At 60.5% G+C, this 22,659-nt stretch carries 22 protein-coding genes; 13 read left to right on the top strand and 9 right to left on the bottom strand.

Going from position 1 to position 22,659, the window contains the following annotated elements; translation table 11 throughout:
- Positions 1–18: 18 nt before the first annotated feature.
- Positions 19–855: an AraC family transcriptional regulator gene (locus BMY45_RS12530; RefSeq protein WP_092397960.1), complete on the bottom strand. Its 837-nt coding sequence runs from the start codon at positions 853–855 to the stop codon at positions 19–21.
- A 214-nt stretch (positions 856–1,069) separates the two neighbouring features.
- On the opposite strand from BMY45_RS12530, the gene BMY45_RS12525 reads away from it, so the two are divergent.
- Together BMY45_RS12525 and BMY45_RS12520 are read left to right on the top strand one after the other, a co-directional pair.
- Positions 1,070–2,146: an aromatic ring-hydroxylating oxygenase subunit alpha gene (locus tag BMY45_RS12525; RefSeq protein WP_092397958.1), complete on the top strand. Its 1,077-nt coding sequence runs from the start codon at positions 1,070–1,072 to the stop codon at positions 2,144–2,146.
- Positions 2,143–3,093: a PDR/VanB family oxidoreductase gene (locus BMY45_RS12520; RefSeq protein ID WP_092397956.1), complete on the top strand. Its 951-nt coding sequence runs from the start codon at positions 2,143–2,145 to the stop codon at positions 3,091–3,093. Before BMY45_RS12525 ends, BMY45_RS12520 begins: the two co-directional genes overlap by 4 nt.
- Positions 3,094–3,155: 62 nt before the next feature.
- On the opposite strand, the gene BMY45_RS12515 is transcribed toward BMY45_RS12520, so the two are convergent.
- The 4 genes from BMY45_RS12515 to BMY45_RS12500 all read right to left on the bottom strand — a co-directional run bounded on the left by BMY45_RS12515 (position 3,156) and on the right by BMY45_RS12500 (position 8,481).
- A complete protein-coding gene (locus tag BMY45_RS12515) occupies positions 3,156–3,869 on the bottom strand; it encodes a GntR family transcriptional regulator (RefSeq protein WP_092397954.1) in 714 nt (237 codons plus the stop codon).
- Positions 3,870–4,084: 215 nt separating this feature from the next.
- A complete protein-coding gene (locus BMY45_RS12510) occupies positions 4,085–5,953 on the bottom strand; it encodes a feruloyl-CoA synthase (protein WP_092398576.1) in 1,869 nt (622 codons plus the stop codon).
- Positions 5,954–6,095: 142 nt separating this feature from the next.
- A complete protein-coding gene (locus BMY45_RS12505) occupies positions 6,096–7,544 on the bottom strand; it encodes an aldehyde dehydrogenase (RefSeq protein ID WP_092397952.1) in 1,449 nt (482 codons plus the stop codon).
- Positions 7,545–7,650: 106 nt separating this feature from the next.
- Positions 7,651–8,481 (bottom strand): p-hydroxycinnamoyl CoA hydratase/lyase, encoded by an 831-nt coding sequence (locus BMY45_RS12500; RefSeq protein WP_003202420.1) that lies wholly within the window; start codon positions 8,479–8,481, stop codon positions 7,651–7,653.
- A 216-nt stretch (positions 8,482–8,697) separates the two neighbouring features.
- Between BMY45_RS12500 and BMY45_RS12495 the strand changes: the two genes are divergently transcribed.
- The 9 genes from BMY45_RS12495 (at position 8,698) to BMY45_RS12455 (ending at position 15,601) form a co-directional block, all read left to right on the top strand.
- A complete protein-coding gene (locus BMY45_RS12495; RefSeq protein WP_092397950.1) occupies positions 8,698–9,186 on the top strand; it encodes a MarR family winged helix-turn-helix transcriptional regulator in 489 nt (162 codons plus the stop codon).
- A gap of 57 nt (positions 9,187–9,243) precedes the next feature.
- Positions 9,244–9,807, top strand: a complete 564-nt coding sequence (gene pnuC, locus BMY45_RS12490; RefSeq protein WP_047226535.1) for a nicotinamide riboside transporter PnuC — start codon at positions 9,244–9,246, stop codon at positions 9,805–9,807.
- Positions 9,804–10,328: an AAA family ATPase gene (locus BMY45_RS12485; RefSeq protein WP_092397948.1), complete on the top strand. Its 525-nt coding sequence runs from the start codon at positions 9,804–9,806 to the stop codon at positions 10,326–10,328. Before pnuC ends, BMY45_RS12485 begins: the two co-directional genes overlap by 4 nt.
- 320 nt (positions 10,329–10,648) lie before the next feature.
- Positions 10,649–11,098 carry a hypothetical protein gene (locus BMY45_RS12480; protein WP_092397946.1) on the top strand — a complete coding sequence of 150 codons (450 nt, stop codon included), beginning with the start codon at positions 10,649–10,651 and terminating at the stop codon, positions 11,096–11,098.
- Position 11,099: 1 nt separating this feature from the next.
- Complete coding sequence (locus BMY45_RS12475) at positions 11,100–11,678, top strand: adhesin (protein WP_092397944.1); 579 nt, start codon at positions 11,100–11,102, stop codon at positions 11,676–11,678.
- Between the two features lie 63 nt (positions 11,679–11,741).
- Positions 11,742–12,725 carry a heme utilization protein gene (locus tag BMY45_RS12470; RefSeq protein WP_092397942.1) on the top strand — a complete coding sequence of 328 codons (984 nt, stop codon included), beginning with the start codon at positions 11,742–11,744 and terminating at the stop codon, positions 12,723–12,725.
- Between the two features lie 65 nt (positions 12,726–12,790).
- The gene (locus BMY45_RS12465) at positions 12,791–13,471 is read left to right on the top strand and encodes a C39 family peptidase (RefSeq protein WP_092397940.1); all 681 of its coding nucleotides are present in this window, start codon (positions 12,791–12,793) and stop codon (positions 13,469–13,471) included.
- A 59-nt stretch (positions 13,472–13,530) separates the two neighbouring features.
- Positions 13,531–14,277, top strand: a complete 747-nt coding sequence (locus tag BMY45_RS12460; RefSeq protein ID WP_092397938.1) for a hypothetical protein — start codon at positions 13,531–13,533, stop codon at positions 14,275–14,277.
- Between the two features lie 46 nt (positions 14,278–14,323).
- Positions 14,324–15,601, top strand: coding sequence for a transporter (locus tag BMY45_RS12455; RefSeq protein WP_092397936.1), 1,278 nt, complete (start codon positions 14,324–14,326; stop codon positions 15,599–15,601).
- Between the two features lie 92 nt (positions 15,602–15,693).
- On the opposite strand, the gene BMY45_RS12450 is transcribed toward BMY45_RS12455, so the two are convergent.
- Complete coding sequence (locus tag BMY45_RS12450; RefSeq protein ID WP_092397934.1) at positions 15,694–17,019, bottom strand: sigma-54 dependent transcriptional regulator; 1,326 nt, start codon at positions 17,017–17,019, stop codon at positions 15,694–15,696.
- A gap of 340 nt (positions 17,020–17,359) precedes the next feature.
- Between BMY45_RS12450 and BMY45_RS12445 the strand changes: the two genes are divergently transcribed.
- Both BMY45_RS12445 and BMY45_RS12440 read left to right on the top strand, forming a co-directional pair.
- Positions 17,360–17,626, top strand: coding sequence for a hypothetical protein (locus BMY45_RS12445; RefSeq protein WP_092397932.1), 267 nt, complete (start codon positions 17,360–17,362; stop codon positions 17,624–17,626).
- A 188-nt stretch (positions 17,627–17,814) separates the two neighbouring features.
- Positions 17,815–19,104 carry an NHL repeat-containing protein gene (locus BMY45_RS12440; protein ID WP_092397930.1) on the top strand — a complete coding sequence of 430 codons (1,290 nt, stop codon included), beginning with the start codon at positions 17,815–17,817 and terminating at the stop codon, positions 19,102–19,104.
- A 13-nt stretch (positions 19,105–19,117) separates the two neighbouring features.
- Here the strand turns inward: BMY45_RS12440 and BMY45_RS12435 are convergent, their stop codons facing one another.
- Genes BMY45_RS12435 through gnd form a run of 3 tightly spaced genes read right to left on the bottom strand, consistent with a single transcriptional unit; the run spans position 19,118 to position 22,456 of the window.
- Positions 19,118–19,939 (bottom strand): HAD family hydrolase, encoded by an 822-nt coding sequence (locus BMY45_RS12435; RefSeq protein WP_092398574.1) that lies wholly within the window; start codon positions 19,937–19,939, stop codon positions 19,118–19,120.
- Positions 19,932–21,455: a glucose-6-phosphate dehydrogenase gene (zwf, locus tag BMY45_RS12430; RefSeq protein WP_092397928.1), complete on the bottom strand. Its 1,524-nt coding sequence runs from the start codon at positions 21,453–21,455 to the stop codon at positions 19,932–19,934. The genes BMY45_RS12435 and zwf overlap by 8 nt, the downstream gene beginning before the upstream one ends.
- Entirely contained in the window at positions 21,452–22,456 is a 1,005-nt protein-coding gene (gene gnd / locus BMY45_RS12425) for a phosphogluconate dehydrogenase (NAD(+)-dependent, decarboxylating) (protein ID WP_256573654.1), read from the bottom strand. The genes zwf and gnd overlap by 4 nt, the downstream gene beginning before the upstream one ends.
- Positions 22,457–22,659 lie beyond the last annotated feature (203 nt).

Genomic DNA, 22,659 nt, shown 5'->3' with positions numbered 1-22,659 from the left:
ATCCCCACCCAACCGCGCTCAGTCTGGAACGTTTGAGCAACGCTTGCGATAGTCCGCCGGGCTCAGGCGATAGGCACGCTGAAACCAGCGCCCCAAATGACTCTGATCGGCAAACCCGAGTATCGCCGCCACCGCCACCGCGCTTTCGCCACGGGCCAGCAAGCGCCGGGCCCGGGCCAGACGCAACTGGATCAGATAGGCATGGGGGGCGAGACCGAACGCAGCCTTGAAGGCGCGGGTCAGGCGAAAACGATCCACCCCGGTGACCCGTGCCAAGTCATCCAGCCCGATGTCTTCACTCAGATGACTGTGCAGGTAATCACGGGCCTGCTGCGCCACCAATGGCAAGCGCGGATCGGGATTGATCCGCGCACGCCAGTGCAGGTGCTGGGTCAGGTTAGCCAGCAAGGCGTCGAGGGTCGTCTGACGGACGATGCGGATCTCCTGCTGGTGCAGGCTCTGGAACGCCAGCGCCGTGGCGCTCGCCAGCCGCGCATCGTCAGCCAGGGTGGCGGCAAATCCCAGCTGTGCATTATCCGGAGCCACGTCGAACAACGACCGCAACTCGCGCTCCAGCCACTGTGGCTCGAGGTACAACGTGCGATAGGTGAAACCGCTGGCGTGGGGCGCGTTGCCGTCATGCAACTCGCCAGGCTCGAGCAGAAACACCTTGCCCGGCGTGCTGTTGTGCTGCTGGCGGCGACAATGGAACTGCTGCACGCCCTGCTCGGTCACGCCCACCAGATAGGCGTCGTGCCAATGGGGATCGTAGGCATGCCCCTCGAAATGCGCGCGCACGGTCTCGATGCCGGACGTGGCGTCCTGCTTGAGATCGATCCAGTTGCGCGGCGTCATGGGCGGTCCCGTTTTTGTGTATCTGCCCGAGCAGGTTAACCGCTGGCGCCAGAGGTGTCTGGAAGATTTGTGCAGTTTTTTCATAGGAAGGAAAACAAATGGATCCATTAGAGGGCGCCAACCGTCTGCAAAACCGCCAAGAATATTGACAACGGAAATAGTTAAGAGAGTTAATGGATCCATAAGCACAACAATGTCCGTACGGAGATCCGTCATGTACCCCAAGAACACCTGGTATGTCGCCTGCACCCCTGATGAACTCGCTGACAAACCGCTGGGCCGCCAGATATGCGGTGAGAAAATGGTTTTTTACCGCGGTCATGAAGGCCAAGTTGTCGCTGTGGAAGATTTCTGCCCCCACCGCGGCGCCCCGCTCTCTTTGGGCTATGTCGAAAACGGTAACCTGGTGTGCGGCTATCACGGGCTGGTGATGGGGTGCGATGGCAAGACCGTCGAAATGCCAGGGCAACGGGTGCGAGGGTTCCCTTGCAACAAGACCTTTGCGGTGCAGGAGCGTCATGGGTTTATCTGGGTCTGGCCCGGTGACCAGGCCTTGGCTGACCCGACGCTGATTCATCATCTTGAATGGGCCGAAAGTGACGAGTGGGCTTACGGCGGCGGCCTGTTCCATATCCAGTGCGATTACCGCCTGATGATCGACAACCTGATGGACCTGACCCACGAAACCTACGTGCACGCTTCCAGCATCGGCCAGAAGGAAATCGACGAGGCGCCGCCGGTGACCACGGTCGAAGGTGACGAAGTGGTCACCGCCCGGCACATGGAAAACATCATGGCCCCGCCTTTCTGGCGCATGGCCTTGCGTGGCAACAACCTGGCCGACGACGTGCCGGTGGACCGCTGGCAGATCTGCCGTTTCACCCCGCCCAGCCATGTGCTGATCGAAGTTGGCGTGGCCCATGCCGGCAAGGGCGGGTATCACGCCGCGCCGCAGTTCAAGGCATCCAGCATCGTGGTGGACTTCATCACCCCGGAAACCGAGACATCCATCTGGTACTTCTGGGGCATGGCCCGACACTTCCAGCCGCAGGACGAAGCGCTGACCGCCAGCATTCGCGAGGGCCAGGGCAAGATTTTCAGCGAAGACCTGGAAATGCTCGAGCGTCAGCAACGCAACTTGCTGGATCACCCACAACGCAGCCTGCTCAAGCTCAATATCGATGCCGGCGGCGTGCAGTCGCGTCGGGTGCTGGACCGTTTGATTGCCCGCGAGCGCGAGCCGCAAGCGGGATTGATTGCCAGCACCCATCAGGGGGAGCAACGAGCATGATTGAAGTCCAGGTCACGGCGCGGCACAACGAAGCCCAGGACATCTGCAGCTACGAGCTGACGAGTGTCGACGGCCAGCCTTTACCGGCGTTCACCGCCGGTGCCCATATCGACGTACACCTGCCCAACGGCATGATTCGTCAGTATTCGCTGTGCAATCATCCCGAGGAACGGCATCGCTACCTCATCGGGGTGCTCAAGGATGTGACGTCTCGAGGCGGTTCGCGCAATTTGCATGAACAGATTCTGCCTGGCGCGCGCCTGCTGATCAGCGAACCGCGCAACTTGTTCCCCCTCGCCCCAGAGGCCCGACGCAGCTTGCTGTTTGCCGGAGGCATCGGTATCACGCCAATCCTGTGCATGGCCGAACAGCTGGCCCAGAGCGGTGCGGCGTTCGAGCTGCATTACTGCGCCCGATCCAGGGAGCGGGCAGCGTTTGTCGAACGCTTGCGCCGGTCACCCTATGCCGATCGAGTGTTCCTGCATTTTGATGAAGAACCCGAGACCATGCTGGACGCCGCTCGAGTGCTGGCCGCGCCTGGTGACGATCTGCACCTTTATGTGTGCGGCCCCGGCGGTTTCATGCAGCATGTACTCGATACCGCCAGGGCCCTGGGCTGGCAGGAAACCTGTGTGCACCGCGAGTATTTCGCCGCAGCGCCCACCGACACCCGCGCGGATGGCAGCTTCTCGGTGAAAGTCGCCAGCAGCGGCCAGGTCTTCGAAGTACCCGCCGACCGAAGCGTGGTCCAGGTGCTGGAAAGCCACGGCATCGAGATTCCGATTTCCTGCGAACAGGGCGTGTGCGGCACCTGCCTGACGCGTGTGCTGGAGGGAGTGCCGGAGCACCGGGACATGTTTTTGACCGAGGCTGAACAGGCTTGCAACGACCAGTTCACGCCGTGCTGCTCCCGCTCGAAGACGCCACTTCTAGTGTTGGATATCTGACCCAAAACGCAGTGGCCAGAGCCTGTGAGAGCACCGTTTTGCTCCCACAGGCGTATGCGTGCTCACTGCGACCGAACAATCACCTTCATCCGCTCATCAGCCAACGTCGAGCCGAACACCTCGGCATAACGCAAAGTCGCATTGGCATGTTCGCGCATGATTGCCTCGGCGCGGGCGCCCTGGCGATGGATCAGCGCATCGAACACTGAGTGGTGCTGCATGTGGGCGTAGTTGAAGCGGCGAAACTCACCGGCCATGTTCTGGCGATCCACCGCCAGGGCGGTGACTGAGGCAAATGGCAGGTGATCGTTGCGCGCCAGGGCATCGGCAATCGCCGGGTTATGGCTGCCCTCGACGATCACCTGATGAAAGCGCATGTTCAAGTCGTGATAGACCTCAAGGTCGTCCTCGGTTACATAGCCCTTGGCAAACAGTTCGTCGCCCTGCACCAGGCACTGTTCAAGTGCCGTTCGCCCCTCTTCGGATAAGCCACGCTCGGCCGTTTGCCGCGCGGCCAGGCCTTCGAGCACACCACGCACTTCCACGGCCCCGGCGATTTCCTCGGCACTGACCGAGCGCACCTGGAATCCGCGACCACCGAAGCGCACCAGCAGCCCTTCCTGCTCCAGGGTACGAAACGCCATGCGCACCGGCATTCGCGAAACACCGAACAACTCAGCCGTGGGAATTTCCATCAAGCGCTCACCACCCGCCAGCTCGCCTGAGGCGATCATCCTGCGCAATGCGACCAGCACCGTTTGGCCGGGCTTACTCATCCAGGTTCTTCCAGAGAAAACAGAGTCGCCATAGTAGAAGGCTTGGGACGGGGTGTCACGACGGGGGCAGGCCAATCGAAGAAGAATCAGGCTCAGGAAAGTCCTGTGGGAGCAAGGCTTGCCCGCGATGGCGGTAGATCAGCCAACATTGATGCCAACTGATCCATCGCCATCGCGGGCAAGCCTTGCTCCCACAGGTCTTGTATCTGGACCGACTAGTTCGCCCGCAGGATCGATGGATCTTCGCCGCGGTACAGCGCCTCGACTTGCGCCGCGCGCCATTGCAGCACCGCCCGTTGGTTGATCGAGCCCTTGTCCGTGATTTCACCACGATCGATGGAGGCCGGTTCATCGAGCAAGGCAATCCACTCCACACGGCTGGCGTTGCCGCTCGCCTCACGGTTAAGACGTTGCAGCCAATCGGCAAACCACTGGCGTACCGGTGGGCTGGCCAAGACCTCGGCATCGCTGGCGCTCGGGGACAGGCCTGACAAACGCCGGCATTCAGCCAGCCGTGGGAACACCAGCGCGCCCAGGCATTCGCGATCCGGCGCGGTCACCACCAGGTCCTGGACGTACGGGGTCCCCTCCAGCACCGCCCGGTTGCGCAACGGCCCGACACTGACGAACACCCCGGAGGACAGCTTGAAGTCCTCGGCTATCCGTCCGTCAAACATCAAACCCAGTTGCGGATCATTGGGATCGGCCAACTTGATCGCATCGCCCGAACAATAAAATCCGTCTTCGTCGAACACCTCAGCGGTCTGCTGCGGCGAGCGCCAGTAGCCGGGCATGATGTGCGGTCCGCGAAAGCGGCCTTCAAACTTGCCGTCCACCGGCACCAGCCGCACCTCGCAGCCGGGTGCCGGCAAGCCGATGTAACCGGCCATGGACAACGGTCCGGTGGTGAAAGTACAGGACGGCGACGCCTCCGTCATGCCCAGCCCGGCCATCATGCGGATGCGCTCACCGCAATGCTGTTCGGCGACCTTGTCGAGCCGATCCCACGTACTTTGGGACAGACCCGCTGCCGCAAAAAAGAACAGGCTGATGCGCTCGAAGAAACGCTCGCGCAACTCGCCGTCCTGTTCCAGGGCACTGACCAACTCTTCCCAGCCCTTGGGCACGGTCAAGTACGCAGTGGGAGAAATCTCCTTGAGGTTGCGCAAGGTTTCGGCGAAGCCCTGGGCGGTGGGCTTGCCGTCGTCCAGGTAAAACGTGCCGCCGTTGTACAACACGATGCCGACGTTGTGACTGCCACCGAATGTGTGGTTCCACGGCAACCAATCCACCAATACCGGCGGCGCTTCACCGAACACCGGAAAGGTCTGCAAGAGCATTTGCTGGTTGGCGCAGAGCATGCGTTGGGTAGTGATCACGGCCTTGGGCAGCTTGGTGGAGCCCGAGGTGAAGAGGAACTTGGCAATGCTGTCCGGCCCGGTGGCGGCAAAGGCCCGCTCGGCCTCAATACCACCGGGTTGCGCCAGCAGACTGGCAAAGCTTGCCCTGGACCTTGCGGCCATTTCGCCGCGTACTGTGATCAAGGGAATGTCCGCCGGCAGCACCGCATTGATCGCCCGCTCAAACGGCGCAGCTTCGCTGACAAACACCAACCCCGGCTGCAACAGATCGCAAACGTGGCGCAGCTTGGCGAAATCCTGGGACAACAACGAATAGGCCGGCGACACCGGGCAATAGGGGATCCCGGCGTACATCGCGCCAAGGGCCATTTGCAGATGCTCGATGTCATTACCCGATAGCAGCGCCAGGGGCTTTTCGGCTGACAAGCCATAGCTCAACAGGCCTTGCGCGATGGCCCGCACACTGTCGAGCATCTGGGCATAGCTGACTCGCCGCCAGTCCCCGCCCGCCTGGCGGGCGGCAATGAAGGTCTGTTGCGGGCGCACCTGGGCCCAATGCACCAGGCGATCGAGCAAACGCGTCGGCAACGCAGCCAACGGCTCCAGGGAGCGCATGTGCAGGATGCCCTGCTCTTCTCTGACTTCAACGGCTGGATGACCAATCGACACCTGGCGATAGCGCCCGGGGCTGGCTCGGGAGGACGATCTGAACTCAACACTCACGTACATTTCCTCCATCAAGGCACGCCGAACCCGCACGAAGCGAGCGGAGCGTGGCAGCATCTGGCTGCGGCCTTGTTATTGTTATGTCTGGCCTGCATCGGGCCGGCGATGTCCACGCGCCACCGCCCGCATGCGACGGATATCAGATCGGGTAATGCCGGGCGCCGTTCTGCATCGTCACCCAGCGCAACTGGGTGAAATGTTCGATGGACGCCTTGCCGCCAAAACTGCCGTAACCGCTGGACTTGACCCCACCGAAGGGCATCTGCGCCTCGTCGTGCACGGTCGGACCATTGATGTGACAGATGCCCGACTCGACCCGTTGGGCCAAGGCCAACGCCCGAGTGGTATCGCGGCTGAAAATGGCTGCCGAAAGGCCGAATTCCGAATCATTGGCCAGGCGCAACAAGGCTTCGTCGCCTTCACCCCGCAGCAACACCGCCACCGGCCCGAAAGACTCTTCGCGGTACAGGCGCATGTCTGGAGTAACGCCGTCGAGCAAGGTCGGCTGCAGAATGCTGCCGTCCAGTTGCCCTCCCGCCACCAGCGTCGCGCCTTTGGCCAAGGCATCGTCGATCAACCCCTTGATACGCTGGCCGGCACTGACGTCTACCAGCGAACCCAATACCGAATCACCGGCCGCAGGATCACCGGCACGCAAGGTGGCGATCTTGGCGCTCAGCTTGGAAACAAAGGCATTGGCCACGCTGGCATCGACGATCAGCCGCTCGGTGGACATGCAAATCTGTCCCTGATTGAAGTACGCCCCGAAGGCGGCGGCTTCTACCGCTGCATCCAGGTCAGCGTCATCGAGCACCAGCAACGGCGCCTTGCCGCCCAGTTCCAGTAATGCAGGCTTTAGGTGGCGCGCCGACAGTTCGCCAACGATGCGCCCGACGTGGGTCGAGCCGGTGAAATTGACACGGCGTACCGCCGGGTTGGCGATCAGCCGCGCGACAATGGCCGGCGCATCTGCCGGGGCATTGCAGATAACGTTGACCACGCCATCGCCCAGCCCGGCGTCCTGCAATACCTGACCAATCAAGCGGTGCACCGCCGGGCTGATTTCAGAAGCCTTGAGCACCACAGTGTTGCCGCAGGCCAGAGGCATGGCGATGGCTCGGGTGGCGAGAATCACCGGGGCATTCCACGGCGCGATACCCAGCACCACGCCACACGGCTGACGCAGGGCCATGGCAAAACTGCCGGGCACATCCGAAGGAATGATTTCGCCATTGATCTGGGTGGTCATGGACGCAGCTTCGCGCAGCATATTCGCCGCCAGATGCACGTTGAAACCGTACCAGTTGGCCATGGCACCCGTCTCGCCGGCAGCGGCAATGAACTCGCCAGTGCGCGCCTGCAACTGCTCGGCGGCACGCAGCAGACGCGTGCGCCGCTCATTGGGCGCCAACGCTGCCCAGGCGGGAAACGCAGCTTGCGCGGCGGCCACGGCGGCGTCGGCATCCTCCAGCGTGGCAGCCGCCACACGGGAGACCACTTCACCGGTTACCGGATTGCAACGCTCGAAAGTCCGACCGTCACGGGCGGGGCACGACTGGCCGCCGATCAACAGGGGCACGTCCAGCATGGTGATTCCTCTTTATTGTCGTTATAGGGAACACATTCACAGTAGCGCCAAGGGCCTTTGAGCAACAGCCTGCGGGCACAGGATCGGCACCCGCCGCGCCGTTGTCTCAGCGCTTGTAAGTCTGCAGCCCCGGCTTGATGCTCTTGTCGTCGAGGAACTGCTTCATCCCCTGCTCGCGACCACCCTCGGTGTCGAGCAGGCGCGACTGATCGAGCTTGGCGTACAGGTAATCTTCGTTTTGCTCCCAAGTCAGTTCGCGGCAGCGCTTGAACCCGTGCTTGGCTGCTCGCAACACCACCGGGTTTTTCTCCAGCAGGTTACGCGCCAGCTCAACGGTGACTTCGCGCAGTTGCGCCAGGGGCACGCTTTCGTTGACCAGTCCCATCTCGGCGGCTTTCTGCCCGCCAAAGGTCTTGCCGGTCATGATGTAGTACAGCGACTGACGATGGCCCACGGTATCGGCCATGGCCTTGCTGACCAGGTTGCCGGGCGGGATGCCCCAGTTGATTTCCGAAAGGCCGAAGGTCGCCTCGTCAGCGCAGATCGCCAAGTCACACGCCACCAGCGGGCTGAAGCCACCACCGAAGCACCAGCCATTGACCATGGCAATGGTCGGCTTGGCGTACATGCGCAGCAGTTTCCATTGCCACTGGGAGGCTTCGCGACGGATTTTTTCTTGCAGGATTTCAGGCCCGGCATCCACTTCGCGGAAATACTCCTTGAGGTCCATGCCGGCCGTCCAGGCATCACCGGCCCCGGTCAGCACCAGTACTCCGGCGGCCGGGTCCTGCTCCAGGGTTTCCAGCACGTCGATCATCTCGCGATTGAGCGTCGGACTCATGGCGTTGCGTTTTTCCGGGCGATTGAGGGTGACCCAGGCAATGCCTTCCTCGATGTCGACCTTGACCGTTTTCCAGCGACCTTCGTAATTGCTCATGGCGGGCGTGCTCTCTTGTTCTTGGCTGAAGATGAGCAAAAACTAAACTCGAAAACTAGTTATGTCAATTAACTATTAATCCATTTATCTGTATTTCCCCCAATGGACAGGACAACGCGGCAAATCACTATTTCGATATCCGCCATAGCCATCGCGCTTCAACCTCGGCAAAATGGATAGCCTTGTTAATCACTCACCTTGAGGATGCTCCCTCCGATGGCCAAGTCTTCCAAGCTTGCCGACCCCGCCGAGCCCCAGGCCAGCGGTACCGACGCACAGGCCCCGCTGGACTCCGCGCTGGATGATCTGATCGGTTACGCCCTGCGTCGCGCCCAATTGAAACTGTTCCAGAACCTGATCGGTCGACTCGCCATCCACGATCTGCGGCCCGCCCAATTTTCGGCCCTGGCGATCATCGACCAGAACCCTGGCCTGATGCAGACCGATCTGGCCAAGGCCCTGTCGATCGAACCGCCGCAGGTCGTGCCACTGTTGAACAAGCTGGAAAGCCGGGCACTGGCCGTGCGGGTGCGGTGCAAGCCCGACAAACGCTCCTACGGGATATTTTTGAGCAAAACCGGCGAAACCCTGCTCAAGGAACTCAAGCAAATCGCCGCACAGAGCGACCTGGACTCCACCTCAACCCTTGACGGTGCCGAGCGCGAAGAATTGCTGCGCCTGCTCAAGAAGGTTTACCAGTCATAGAAAAACTGGCGCCAGCGTTTACAATCGCCGCCTTCTTCTACTACCCAAGGAACCGCCATGTCCGGGCTTGAACTGTTTGCCGCAGCCCTCGGCGTGATCGCTGTCTGGTTGACCGTCAAGCAGAACCCCTGGTGCTGGCCGATCGGCCTGGTCATGGTGCTGCTCTATAGCTGGATCTTCTTCGAAGTGAAGCTGTACTCGGACATGTTGCTGCAGTGTGTCTACGCCGTACTGCAACTTTATGGCTGGTACCAATGGACTCGTGCGGGGCAGCATCATGAGGGGCGACAAATCACCCGCCTGGGCGCTCCTTCAGTATTGCGTGGCCTGGCGGTCGGCGCGGCAGGCAGCCTGATGCTGGGCGCGGCAATGGCGCACTGGACCGACGCCGCCCAACCCTGGCTCGACGCCGCGCTCACCGGTTTCAGTCTCGTGGCCCAGTGGTGGATGGCGCAAAAACGCGTGCAATGCTGGCCGCTGTGGATCGCCCTGGACATCATCTTCGTGGGCTTGTTCATCTATAAGGACCTGTACTTGACCGCTGCGCTCTACGCCTTGTTCACCCTGTTGGCCGTACAGGGCTGGCGCGAATGGCGCGCCGACCCGGTCCTGCGCACATGAAGGTCATGGTGCTCACCGGGCCGGAGTCCAGCGGCAAGAGCTGGCTGGCGGCGCAGTTGCAGGAGCACTTCGGCGGCTTGCGGGTGGACGAATACGTTCGCCACTTCATGGAGCAGAATCCGCGTCAGACCCGCCTGTCGGACATCACCGATATCGCCGCAGGACAGTTGGCCTGGGAAGACGCGGCCCGCGCCTGTAAACCACCGTTGTTGATCCTCGACACCCACCTGTTGAGCAACATCCTCTGGAGCCAAACCCTGTTCGGCGACTGCCCAAGCTGGCTGGAGCCGGCCTTGCTGGCGCGCCATTACGACTTGCACCTGCTGCTGAGCCCGCAACAGGTCGAATGGACTGGCGATGGCCTGCGCTGCCAACCCGAACTGGAAGACCGAATGAGGTTTTTCGAGGCTATCGAGCAATGGCTGGTTCGGCATCAGCAACCCTTGCAGGTCATTGAAGGCGATTGGGCGCAACGTCGGGAACGGGTGTTTGCAACCGTGACTCGACTGCTCCAAGCCTGATTCACCCATCTGTTTGTACCACTCTTGAAACACCCAGGTCGTGGCAAACCCGGCTCCAGAGCACCTAGATGGTTTTTCCGTTGCCTTTGTCAGGTTCTTGAAACACCTGCTTGCGAAGCCTTGAACCAGAGCCAAGCGATAGCGCCCGGCCATTAGCCTCTATCGGCCTGTCTCACGAATGAAACAGTCACCAGGCGCAATTCCTCTGAGATATACCAACTCATTGAATTTGATATATTTTTTATAAGCGGCACAACACCTGCTCTTCCTCCTTCGCAACGCTGGACCAAGGCCAGCCCACCGAAGAAGGAATCGATACCGTGGGGACTATCAATAGAAGCTTGACGTGCCTGCTGTTGATCGGCTGCGCCACCGGTGCGACGTTCAGCTTGCCCGTACAAGCCGAGGGCAACGGCGTCATTGTCCTCACTCGTGACGTACAACCCGTACACATCGGTCGAAACGGTGGCAAAGACCCCTACCCGACCACCGTCAACGCCAACCCATCCGATCGAGTCAATCAGGCAACTGCCAGCATCGAGCTGAGCGACGGCGAATTCGCCAACGTTGCCAGCGGCTCGTCGATCCGCAACGCCGTCAACCCGAACAACACCGGGGTGCAAGGTCTGAACGTCGTGACCAACCCCAACGGCCTGCCGGGCATGCGCGCCGGTCACGGTGGCGGCAGCGGTGGTGCCATCTCCGGCACGATCAACCGTTCGCTGAGTTCCGGCTTGGCCCCGTTGGGTCGGCTGGGCGGAGGTCAGTGACATGAAAGCAGCCCTGTTTCTATTTGCCCTGCTCGGCTCGTCCACCGTGTTCGCCGATCCGGGCGTGGCGGTGATCAGTAACGCCAACCTGCAGGATTCCGGCAGCCGCTATACCGGCAACTTCAACGTCAACCAGGCCGCTGGCGATCAGACCCAGCAGACCAACACCCGGGCCATCGCCATCGGTACCCACGCACAGGCCACCACCGACGTGCGTCAACGGCTGGATACAGCGGCCAACCCGTCGGTGAACGCAACGGCCCGCATCGGCGGCAGTTCATTTAGCAACGGCAACGGAGTGCTGGGCGTTAACCAGTCCGCCGGTGCCAACAACCAGATGGCCAATGTCATGCGGGTGGGTATCAGTGCCCGGCCGCAGAGCATCGACGATAGCGCCCTTTCTCAGCAGAACGTGGCGTTGCTACCAAACTCAGGAGCAACTGGCACCCCAACCGGCAGTCGCCAGGTCGTCACCAGCGACCAGGCCTTCACCGGCAGCCGAGGGGTCATCCAGGTGAACCAGAGTGCCGGGGTGGGGAACCGCATGGCTAACACCCTGAGCATCCGGGTCGCTGACTGACCCGAAAACCGTGGGCATAAGAAAGTACTGACACTTAACCAACGACACGCAAGGAGAAACACCATGAAACCAACAATGGCACTCAAACCATTGGTTTTTGCTCTCGCCGCTGTCATGGCAATGGCCGCACAGGCCGATGGAAACGGACGTGGCAATGGGCACGGTAACGGGCACGGCAATCACGGTCCGAAAGGCCCGTCGTTTGAGCAACTGCTCTCGATCACCGCAGGGGCTGGCGCAGCCGTGCTGGATGTGCAGAACAGCGACGGCAACGTGGTGACCAACCAGGCCACCCGCAACACCGCCGAAGCCGCTGACTCGCTCAATGGCAGCAACGGCAATATGGGCGCCAACATCGCCGCCGGCGACGGCAACCAGCAGGACAATGCCGCAGCCATCGCCACCGCTGACGAAGCATTCATCTTCGGCTCGGCTGTCGCTGCCTCCAGCGCCATGCAGGTCAATAACAATAACTATGTCAAAAACAACTCGACCCGAAACAACGCCTCGCTCACCAATGCGGGCAACAACGGCTCCGGCAACATCGGCATCAACGTGACCGCCGGTAACTTCAACCAACAGAAAAACAACCTGGCCATTGCTGTATCGGGTGGACGTGTCGCCGAAGCCGCGGCCGCGGCCGATCAGTCCTCCACAGGCCTTGTGGTCGACAACAAGGGCGTAAGAACCTACAAAACCGACACCCTTACCAGCACCTATGCCGCTTCCGGCACGTTCAAGGCCAAAGGCACCGGCACCGTCGAAGACGACAACCATGGCGGCTGGGGCAACAGAGGCGGCTACGGCGGCGGTCACGATGACGACAAGTTCAAGTTCTCCGCCGTGGGCACCTTCGAACTGGCCGGCAGCAACACTCAGCAAGTGCTGACCCGCGATGGCTGGAAAAACCCTGTCATCAACAACGCTACCATGACCAACTCCATGAACGGCTTCTCCGGTAACGGCGGCGCCAACGTGTCGGCGGGCGTGGGCAACCAGCAAAGCAACTCGCTGTCCATTGCAGCCGGTTGCAGGGCTTGCATGTAAGCGCGATCGAAACGAAGCCCCGGAAACGGGGCTTCTTTCCCAGGTGTGCATAAGGCGTATCGATCATGCGAGCGGCAGCCCTTTCTCTGCTCCTTTGTCTGGCCGGCGTGGCTGAAGCTGCGCAGATGCCGGTCGCCGCCCTACCCGGCGGCATGTTGGTCTACAAGCCAGTACAGAGTGTGCGCGAGCGCAAGTTCAGCGACATCGTCGAGCAGAAAACCGATTTCAGTTGCGGCGCCGCCGCGCTGGCCACGGTACTGCGCCAGGCCTATTGGCTTGACGTGGATGAAGAGCACGTCATCAAGGGCATGCTGGTCAAAGCCGACCATGACCTGGTCCGCACCCAGGGATTTTCCATGCTCGATATGAAGCGCTACGTGGAAAGCATCGGCATGCGCGCCCGGGGCTACCGGATACCGCCGGAAAAGCTCGAGGCAGTGACAATTCCGGTGGTGGTCCTGATGGACATCCGTGGCTACAAGCACTTCGTGGTATTGCAGCGAGCCGACCAGCAATGGGTCTATATCGCCGACCCTGTACTGGGGCACAAGCGCTACGCCCATGATGATTTCGTCAAAGGCTGGAACGGCATCGTGTTTGCCATCGTCGGCCCGGGTTACGACAAGACCAACGCACTGCGCACCCCTCCGCAACCGCTGACGGCGCGCAACAAACTGGACGGGTTCAACCCGGTCAAAGATGCAGAGCTGATGGATTTTGGCTTCATACAGAGCGACTTTTTCTAATCGCCGACCAATCGCCAACGATAAGTACAAAAAGGAGCAGGAAGCTCCGGGAGCAGCACATGAAAACTTCACGCTGGCTGGCGTTTGCCGGCCTTGCCGCGGCTGTGTCGGGCCATGCCCACGCCGGATTCAAACCCATCGAAGTCAAGGATCAGGAGCTTGCCGAACTGCGTGGACGCTATGTCATGCCCGGCCGGGTCATCAGCTTCGGCATCGTCATGAGCAGCACCTGGCGCAACGCCAGTGGCGACCTGATCGGCGCGAGCAGTTCCATGCAGATCCAGGCGGCCACCGTCAAACCCCAATTCTATGTCTCAACGATCAAGCAGACCGGCAATGGCCAGGCCCCGCAACAGGGCAGCGGCAACATTGTCGGTGGCGCGGGCCTGGCGGGCGGCCAGGGTGTGACCCAGAGCGTACGCGCCGCGGGTGATGGCAACTCCGCCTACAACAACGTCAGCATCAACGTCAGGGAAAGCAACCAGGCCCCCGCTCTGGTGCCTGCTCAAGGCCAGTTGCTGAGCAAAGGCCAAACCATCAGCGGCAGCAACGCCGCCGGCAGTGTCGCGGTCACCGCCACCGGCAGCGGCGTGCAGATGGCGATCCAGGCCAACCACAACCAGGGTAGTTCTCTGCAACAAGTAGCCCAGGGCGGCTTGCTGCAAAACACTCGCTTGCTGGGTAACAGCAACCTGGTCAACAACATGACGCAACTCAACGTGGTTTTGAACAACAACGGCCTCAGCGCCGGCGCTTTGGACTGCAACCTGACCCAGCTGCGCGGACTGCGCAATCTCGGATATTGAACTACGCTGCCTTGCGACCACTGGGCAAATAGGGACGGCATATTTCATGTATCGATCCGTATCGTTGCGCGCTGTGATGTGCGTAAGCACTCTTTTACCGGCGCCCCTGCTGCAAGCAGCACCTGACGCCGACATTCAAGCTCTGAAGCAGGAGCTTCTCGAGCTCAGACAACGATACGAGGTCCAGCAAAGAGCCCTGGCGATACTCGAGCAGCGAGTTCGCCAGGTCGAGGATCAACCCGCTGCTCCCGCGCCCAAGCGTCTGGCCAAATCCCCGGCCGACATGAAAGGCAACCAGACTGCGGCGGGCGGCGCAGCGGCCGGTGGCAGCGGTTACGGGCAGTCTCTGGCCGATGATTCACAGCCCGCCCAGAGTGTCTCCAACCTCTATGACGAGGCCAGCGGCTTTTTTGGCGGTGGCAAGTTCAGCTTCGAAACCGGCGTGACTTATTCGCGCTACGACACACGACAATTGATTCTGAACGGCTTCCTGGCCCTGGATTCGATTTTCCTGGGCAACATCAACCTGGACAGGATCAAGGCCGACACTTGGACCCTGGACCTCACCGGCCGTTACAACTTCGACAATCGCTGGCAGTTCGACCTCAATGTACCGGTGGTCTACCGCGAATCCACCTATCAGTCCGGCGGTGCCAACCAAGGCGCGGCTGGGGTGACCAGCGAAGAAACCGTTACCCGCGATCCCACCATCGGTGACGTCAACTTCGGCATCGCCTACAAGTTCATGGACGAATCGATCAACAGCCCGGACGCGGTGCTCACGCTACGCGTCAAGGCCCCCACCGGCGAGGAGCCGTTTGGCATCAAGCTGCGCCAGTCCCAGGCCAACACCAACCTGTTCGTGCCTGAAGACCTGCCCACCGGCAACGGCGTATGGTCGATCACACCCGGGATCTCGCTGGTCAAGACCTTCGATCCGGCAGTGCTGTTCGGCAGCCTTTCCTACACCCATAACTTCGAAGAGTCCTTCGACGACATAAGCTCCACCGTCAACCAGAGGATACCGGGCAAGGTGCGGATCGGTGACAGCTTCCAGATCGGCGCGGGCATTGCCTTCGCGCTGAACGAGAAGATGAGTATGTCGTTCTCGGTTTCCGACCTCATACAAAAGAAAAGCAAGCTCAAACAGGACGGCGGAGATTGGGAATCGGTGGTTTCCAGCGACGCCAATGCCGGCTACTTCAACATCGGCATGACCGTAGCCGCCAGCGACAACCTGACCATTGTGCCCAACCTGTCCATCGGTCTGACCGACGATGCGCCGGACTTCACCTTTAGCCTGAAATTCCCCTATTACTTCTGATGCAGTCCTTGCGGGAGCGAGCCTGCTCGCGATAGCGGTCGATCAGTTAACTGTTCGTAACTGACACACCGCTATCGCGAGCAGGGCTTGATTCAGCGGATTTGATGCTTGTGCAGCAGCCGGTAGAACGTCGGCCGGGATATGCCCAGCACGCGGGCAGCAACACTCAGGTTGTCACTGTGCCGGTTAAGTACATCGCTCAACGCCTGACGCTCAGCACGGGTCTTGTAGTCTTCAAGGGTGCCCATCGGCGCCACCGGTCCTTGATGGCCGGTCAGGCCAAGGTCCATCGCTTCGATCTGCCGCCCCTCGGCCAACACCAGGCCGCGACGTACCCGATTGGCCAGCTCACGCACATTACCCGGCCAGTCATGCTTACCCATGGCCACCAACGCGTCTTCACTGAAACTGCGAGGTCGACGTCCGGTTTCCTGACTGTAGAAATGCGAGAAGTGGCTGGCCAGCATCGACAAATCGCCATGGCGTTCACGCAACGGCGCCATCAGCACCTGCAGCACGTTCAAGCGATAATACAGGTCTTCACGAAACAGCTTGTGCTCGATGGCGGCTTCCAGATCCACATGGGTGGCGGCCAAAATCCGCACATCGACGGCGATCGGCTGGCTGCCTCCGACCCGCTCGATGTGTTTCTCCTGAAGGAAACGCAACAGATTGGCCTGTAGCTCCAACGGCAGGTCGCCAATCTCATCCAGAAACAGGGTGCCGCCGTGCGCCGCTTCGATCCGCCCGATCTTGCGCTGATGGGCACCCGTGAAAGCACCTTTCTCGTGCCCGAACAACTCCGACTGGATCAAGTGCTCCGGTATCGCGCCACAATTGATGGCAATGAACGGTTTGTTGCGCCGATGGGATTGGCGATGCAGCGTGCGCGCCACCAGTTCCTTGCCGGTGCCGCTTTCACCGCGAATCAACACTGGCGATTCGGCAGGTGCCAATTTGCTCAACAACTTGCGCAGCTCCCGAATGGGTTTGCTGTCACCCAGTAATTCATGTTCAGGCTCATTGACGTGAATCGAGCCCTGTCCGCGCAAACGTGCCATGCCAAAGGCGCGGCCCAGAGTCACCTGCACCCGGGACACGTCGAATGGCAAGGTATGAAAATCAAAAAACCATTCGCAGACAAAGTCTCCGACATTCTTCAGGCGCAGCACTTCCTGATTCAGCACGGCGATCCACTCGGTGCCGCTGCGGCTGATCAACTCCTTGACCGCCTCCGGCCGTTCCAGGTGAAAAGGCTGAAGTCGCAACAGCCCGACGTCACACGTTCGATCACCCGCATGCTCAAGGGAACAGCTCTCCACGTCCCAACCAATGGTGCGTAATCCGGGCAACAGGCGATGGCAATCATCGCAGGGATCAACCACGAGCAGACGACGCGACGTACTGGCTTCGATCATGACTGATCCTTGGCGCCAAAATAAGGAATATGAGGAAAAACAGGCGTTTGGCGAACCTGCATGTAACAGTAGCAAGAAGTTGACACCTGCTTGTATCAATTGATTATCGGGTTCGCTTTAAAGTGGTTATAAGCGCGCGTTTCGTTAGTTGTCGCCCACTTGAATCTTTCATCAAGCTTTCAAACAAAAGTCCAAAAGCCGGGTCTGAAAGAAAATCGAAATTTATTTAAGGAATGTGTGACCTGCCCCCCCTTACAAGACATCAGTACAAGTAACCAGCCGCCCGGTACGCCCAACCGACGGCACATCATTTGATTGGGCATACTTAAGAGATAACGCCATGAACGCCCCGCTCCGTATCAACGAAGCTCTTTTGATTGCCGACCGCGCCTTTCGTCCTTTTCAATGCGTGGCCTGGGCTCCACAAGACGGTAATGGTGAACTGAGCCTGACCGTCATTGACCGCACCAATACTCATATTGGCCGTACTCAGATTCCAAGCAGTGCCTACACCGACCCGGCCCAACTGGCTGACTGGTTGAAACAGGCCCGTGCCGAGTTGAGCCAGGAAGGCTACACCCTGCAATCCTGGTCCATGCCCGAGTAAATCCTTACCGGTAAAACCTGATGATGGATTGCAGGCTTTACACTGGGTCGAAAAGCCAGTGTTCTGGCACGATTCGCTGCTGTTTCTGCAGAGTCTGCCAGTTGTGCATTGTCACATTCAGGGATTGAATGTTGCCCTCATGCAGTCGTCGCCCCTCCGGGCTTATCGACACGCAAGGAGAGGCATGCATGCTCGATCAATCCGCGTTTGCGATGCCGACGGCCGCAGCCTGTGCCGGCCATCTCGACCCAGGCTTTGCCGATAACGGTAAAGCCTGGTTGCATTTCACCGGTAGCCTCGGGAGCCTGACCACGGGCCTGACGGTCGATCATGCCGGAAGAATCCTGGTGGCAGCCCGGATCGAAACGACCGAGGGCAGCCGGTTCGGGCTTGCACGGCTCAACCACGACGGTTCGGCTGACGCGGGCTTCGGACACCAGGGCTATGTGATCGGCTCTTTTGAGCGCGGCTTCGAAGCCACGGCAGGCAAGGTGATGGAATTACCCGACGGCCGTATCCTGCTGTCCGGCCTGCACTACGAAAACACCGACCGTACCCTGCCCGCCATCGCGCTGTTCGATCAGCAGGGCCGCGCCGTTCAAAGCTTCGGCAGCGCCGGGCAGCAGGTCATACGGCTGTGCGGCAATCTCTCCCAAGGTCTGCGCGATACGTGGCTCCCACCCGGCGTACCGGGCCTTGAAGCCTGTGACATGCGGGTGCAGGCCGATGGCCGGATCCTCATCCTCGCCAATCATCATTACCAACTATCTGACCATGTTGGCATCCTGATCCGGCTCCTGCCGGACGGCGCATTGGACACTTCGTTCAACAACCGCGGCTTTGTGATGGTCCGGCATCTGTTGAAAAACACTTGGCTGGGTTGTGTGGCGCTTCAGGCCGACGGCAGCATCGTGGTCGGCGGAGTGATTGACTTGCCCCAACAAGGTTTGATGGCCCGCTATGATCCCAGCGGCTCACTTGATGACAGCTTTGGCGAGGACGGTTTCCTGTCCATCACGACTGAGCAGCACAGCGTAATGGTCAGCCAGATCGTCCAACTTCCAGACGGTGATCTGCAAGCGTTGGGCAGCAGCCGCGACCCGATGCATTGCCTGTTGTTAAGAGTGGGCAGCGACGGCAAACCGGACCCTCGCTGCAACCAAGGACAGTGTCAGCTCCTGAAATTTGGCAACAGCGCCAGTCAGTGGACGGCGGCCCAGCTTCAAGCGGACGCAAAGCTGGTGACCGCCGGGGCCACCATCGGCGGAATCGAAACTGACTTCGTTCTGGCCCGACACTTGCCGGACGCCAGCCTCGACCCGGATTTTGCTGAGGGCAGAGGTTGGGTCCGCACTCGACTGGGCTACAGCCTCGACACCGCCACATCCCTGGCTCTGCAGGCAGACGGGAAGATCCTGGTGGGCGGCTATTCTCTGCATGGCAAGTATCAGGCGGTAGTGGTGCGGTACCGGCCCTGAGGATTTGCGTGGTTCATCGAGCCAGAATGAATCGCTCGATTGCCAGCGCCGCGCCGTCTTCGGTGTTGGCTGCGGTGATGACATCGGCCTGACGCTGAATCGCCTCCTCCGCCTGCCCCATGGCAATCGACAACCCCGCACGGTGAAACATCGCCGGATCGTTGCCACCGTCGCCCATGGCGGCGGTCTGTTCCAACGGCACCCCCAGGAACGCTGCCAGGGTCGCCAGCGCTTCACCCTTGTTTGCCCGCATCGCCGTCACATCCAGATAGATCGGTTGCGAACGCGAGACCTGAGCCTGACCCTTGAGCAGCGGATGCAAGCGCGCCTCCAGCTCAACCAGCAGCTGCGTGTTGGGGCTGGTGGCAACGATCTTGTCGATACGTTCCAGGTAAGGCTCGAAACTCTCGACTTGCACCGGCGGATAGCCAAGCCCGCGCGTCTCCACCGGCACCATCGGACCGTTAGCGTCGCGCACCAGCCAGTCACCGTCGGCAAACACCCAGACCTCGATATCAGGCTGGTCGGCGTACAAGGCCAGCGTCGCCAAAGCCGCCTCAGGTGGCAGGTAGTGCACGGCGAGGAAACTGCCGTCCGGGTGGACCAGCGTACCGCCATTGAACGCGGCGGTAGGCAGGTCCACGCCCAAGGCTTCGATCTGCTGCAACATCGCCCGGGGCGGACGCCCGGTGGCGAGGCTGAACATCACGCCCGCCTCGCGCAGCGAGCGAACGGCTTCGATGGTGCGCTGGTTGAGACTGTGGTCAGGCAGCAGCAGCGTACCGTCCATGTCACTGAGCAAAAAACGGATGGGGTGTTTCACCTGATCACTCATCGAGCGCATGCCAAACGCGGCCATCGCGTGTCAGCAGATCATCTGCGGCCGACGGACCATCTTCACCGGCCTTGTAGAACTGGACCGTCGCGTCCTGTTGCCAGGCATCGAGGAAGGGCTGGACCGCACGCCAGCCGTTTTCAATGTTGTCGGCACGCTGAAACAAGGTCTGATCGCCGGTCAGGCAGTCGTAGATCAAGGTTTCGTAACCCGTGGACGGTTGCATTTCGAAGAAGTCCTTGTAGGCAAATCCCAGTTCAATGTTCGCCATGTCGAGGGTCGGCCCCGGCCGCTTGGCCAGCAGGTCGAACCACATGCCTTCATTGGGCTGGATCTGGATTCTCAAGTACGTGGGTTGCAGTTCATCGACTTCGGTATCGCGAAACTGCGCGTAAGGCGCCGGTTTGAAGCAGATGACAATTTCCGTGTCGCGCACACTCATTCGTTTGCCTGTGCGCAGGTAAAACGGCACCCCGACCCAACGCCAGTTATCGATCATCACCTTGAGGGCGACGTAGGTTTCGGTATTGCTGTCGGGCGCGACATTGGCTTCCTCACGGTAACCGTTGACCGCTACGCCGCCGACCTGGCCTGCGGTGTACTGGCCACGCACCGAGTTGGCGCGGGCCTGCTCCACCGACCAGGGGCGAATGGCCCCGACCACCTTGGCTTTTTCGCCACGCACCGCATCGGCGCCAAAGGCGGCCGGCGGTTCCATGGCCACCATCGCCAGCAACTGGAACAAGTGGTTGGGCACCATGTCCCGCAGGGCGCCGGTGTGTTCGTAGAAACTGCCACGGGTTTCCACGCCAACGGTTTCCGCGGCGGTGATTTGTACATGGTCGATGTAGTGATTGTTCCAGAAGGCCTCGAACAGGCTGTTGGAAAAACGGCTGACCAGAATGTTCTGCACCGTTTCCTTGCCCAGGTAATGGTCGATCCGGTAGATCTGTTTTTCGCTCATGACTTTGAGCAGGCAGGCATTGAGCGCTTCGGCGGTTGGCAGATCGGAACCGAACGGTTTCTCGATCACCACACGCCGGAAGGCATCGTCCTGCTCCTGAAGCAGCCCGGCCGCACCGAGGCGGCGGACCACTTCACTGAAAAAACGCGGCGCGGTCGCCAGATAGAAAACCGCGTTGCCGGTGCCACTGGCGGCGATTTTCGCCGCCAGTGCTTCGTAGGTGCTGTCATCGAGGAAGTCACCCTGAACGTAACTAATGCCCCGAGCCAGGCTGGCCCACAGCACCGGGTCGAGCGCCCGGTCGGCATCGCCGCCCTTGCTCGCCGCTTGATGACGGATGAAATCCTCGAGTTTGCGGGCGAAGTCCACATCACTGATAGCGTTGTGGTCGACACCAATGATCTGCAGGCCACCCCCCAGCAGCCCGTCGCGACTGAGGTGGTACAACGCCGGCATCAGCAGACGCTTGACCAGATCGCCATGGGCGCCGAACAGAAACAGCGTGGTCGGCGGCGCGGGTTCTGCCTTGGATTTCCTGCCGATCGAGGTCATTTTTTCGGCGTCTCCACGTGGCCACCGAAGCCAAAGCGCATGGCCGATAGCATCTTGTCACCGTAGGTGCTCTGCTGGCGCGAGCGGAAACGGGCGAACAATGAGCTGGAGAGCACCGGCACCGGAACCGCTTGCTCGATGGCCGCTTCGATGGTCCAGCGCCCTTCACCACTGTCGGCAACCTCACCGGAGAAGCCGTCCAGCTTCGGATCGCTGGCCAAGGCGTCGGCGGTCAAATCCAGCAGCCAGGACGACACCACACTGCCGCGACGCCAGACTTCGGCGATATCGGCTACATTCAAGTCAAATCGCTGCTCAGGTGGCAGGCTTTCGCTGGATTTGGTCTTGAGGATGTCAAAGCCCTCGGCGAAGGCCTGCATCATTCCGTATTCAATGCCGTTGTGGATCATCTTCACAAAATGCCCCGAACCGGCCGGGCCCGCGTGGATGTAGCCGCGTTCCGCGCGATCATCGTCAGACTTGCGGTCGCGGGTGCGCGGAATATCGCCCATCCCTGGTGCCAGGCTGTCAAACAAAGGATCCAGGCGCCTCACCACTTCGGCGTCACCACCAATCATCATGCAATAACCGCGCTCCAGGCCCCAGACGCCGCCGGAAGTGCCGACGTCGATATAATTCAGGCCTTTGACCGACAACGCCTGCGCGCGACGGATGTCATCCTTGTAGTACGTGTTACCGCCATCGATGATGACGTCGCCCGGCTCCAGCAACTCGCTGAGAACGTTAATCGTGTCTTCGGTGGGGGCGCCGGCGGGCAACATGACCCAGACCGCCCGTGGTTTTTCCAGACCGGCCACCAGTTGCGGCAGATCCGCGACGCCCGTTGCGCCCTCCTGGCTCAGGTTTTCAACAAAGGCGGCATTGCGATCGTAGACGACGGTGGTGTGCCCATTGAGCATCAGGCGCCGCGCAATATTGCCGCCCATGCGGCCCAGTCCAATGATCCCGAGTTGCATGTGCTGATGCTCCCTACTACAAATAAAGGTGTGTCAAAGGTTTAGCTCAATCGACGAGTGGAGGTTAGTCCAGAGCATTGCTGCATAGTTTCCGGGTAATTCGAGCGATCACAAGGGATAACGCTCCAGATCCGGCCAAAGACACAGCGACCATGAAAAATAAAAAAGTTCCAATCACAAGCAAAAGAAATCAGAATCGGCGCCGATAGTAGAGGTGTCGACCAAAT

It is taken from the genome of Pseudomonas sp. NFACC39-1 (assembly GCF_900110355.1).
GTDB classification, from domain to species: domain Bacteria; phylum Pseudomonadota; class Gammaproteobacteria; order Pseudomonadales; family Pseudomonadaceae; genus Aquipseudomonas; species Aquipseudomonas tehranensis.
This window is presented reverse-complemented; position numbering and strand designations above follow the sequence as displayed.

Excerpts from the sequence above, each read along its gene's own strand:
- BMY45_RS12515 (WP_092397954.1), bottom strand. The coding sequence starts at position 3,869 with ATGAGTAAGCCCGGCCAAACGGTGCTGGTCGCATTGCGCAGGATGATC.
- BMY45_RS12505 (WP_092397952.1), bottom strand. The coding sequence starts at position 7,544 with ATGCTGGACGTGCCCCTGTTGATCGGCGGCCAGTCGTGCCCCGCCCGT.
- BMY45_RS12435 (WP_092398574.1), bottom strand. The coding sequence starts at position 19,939 with ATGAGTGATCAGGTGAAACACCCCATCCGTTTTTTGCTCAGTGACATG.
- pnuC (WP_047226535.1), top strand. The coding sequence starts at position 9,244 with ATGTCCGGGCTTGAACTGTTTGCCGCAGCCCTCGGCGTGATCGCTGTC.
- BMY45_RS12470 (WP_092397942.1), top strand. The coding sequence starts at position 11,742 with ATGAAACCAACAATGGCACTCAAACCATTGGTTTTTGCTCTCGCCGCT.
- BMY45_RS12460 (WP_092397938.1), top strand. The coding sequence starts at position 13,531 with ATGAAAACTTCACGCTGGCTGGCGTTTGCCGGCCTTGCCGCGGCTGTG.
- BMY45_RS12450 (WP_092397934.1), bottom strand. The coding sequence starts at position 17,019 with ATGATCGAAGCCAGTACGTCGCGTCGTCTGCTCGTGGTTGATCCCTGC.
- zwf (WP_092397928.1), bottom strand. The coding sequence starts at position 21,455 with ATGACCTCGATCGGCAGGAAATCCAAGGCAGAACCCGCGCCGCCGACC.
- BMY45_RS12455 (WP_092397936.1), top strand. The coding sequence starts at position 14,324 with ATGTATCGATCCGTATCGTTGCGCGCTGTGATGTGCGTAAGCACTCTT.
- BMY45_RS12495 (WP_092397950.1), top strand. The coding sequence starts at position 8,698 with ATGGCCAAGTCTTCCAAGCTTGCCGACCCCGCCGAGCCCCAGGCCAGC.
- BMY45_RS12530 (WP_092397960.1), bottom strand. The coding sequence starts at position 855 with ATGACGCCGCGCAACTGGATCGATCTCAAGCAGGACGCCACGTCCGGC.
- BMY45_RS12440 (WP_092397930.1), top strand. The coding sequence starts at position 17,815 with ATGCTCGATCAATCCGCGTTTGCGATGCCGACGGCCGCAGCCTGTGCC.
- BMY45_RS12465 (WP_092397940.1), top strand. The coding sequence starts at position 12,791 with ATGCGAGCGGCAGCCCTTTCTCTGCTCCTTTGTCTGGCCGGCGTGGCT.
- BMY45_RS12500 (WP_003202420.1), bottom strand. The coding sequence starts at position 8,481 with ATGAGCAATTACGAAGGTCGCTGGAAAACGGTCAAGGTCGACATCGAG.
- BMY45_RS12445 (WP_092397932.1), top strand. The coding sequence starts at position 17,360 with ATGAACGCCCCGCTCCGTATCAACGAAGCTCTTTTGATTGCCGACCGC.
- BMY45_RS12475 (WP_092397944.1), top strand. The coding sequence starts at position 11,100 with ATGAAAGCAGCCCTGTTTCTATTTGCCCTGCTCGGCTCGTCCACCGTG.
- BMY45_RS12485 (WP_092397948.1), top strand. The coding sequence starts at position 9,804 with ATGAAGGTCATGGTGCTCACCGGGCCGGAGTCCAGCGGCAAGAGCTGG.
- BMY45_RS12525 (WP_092397958.1), top strand. The coding sequence starts at position 1,070 with ATGTACCCCAAGAACACCTGGTATGTCGCCTGCACCCCTGATGAACTC.
- BMY45_RS12520 (WP_092397956.1), top strand. The coding sequence starts at position 2,143 with ATGATTGAAGTCCAGGTCACGGCGCGGCACAACGAAGCCCAGGACATC.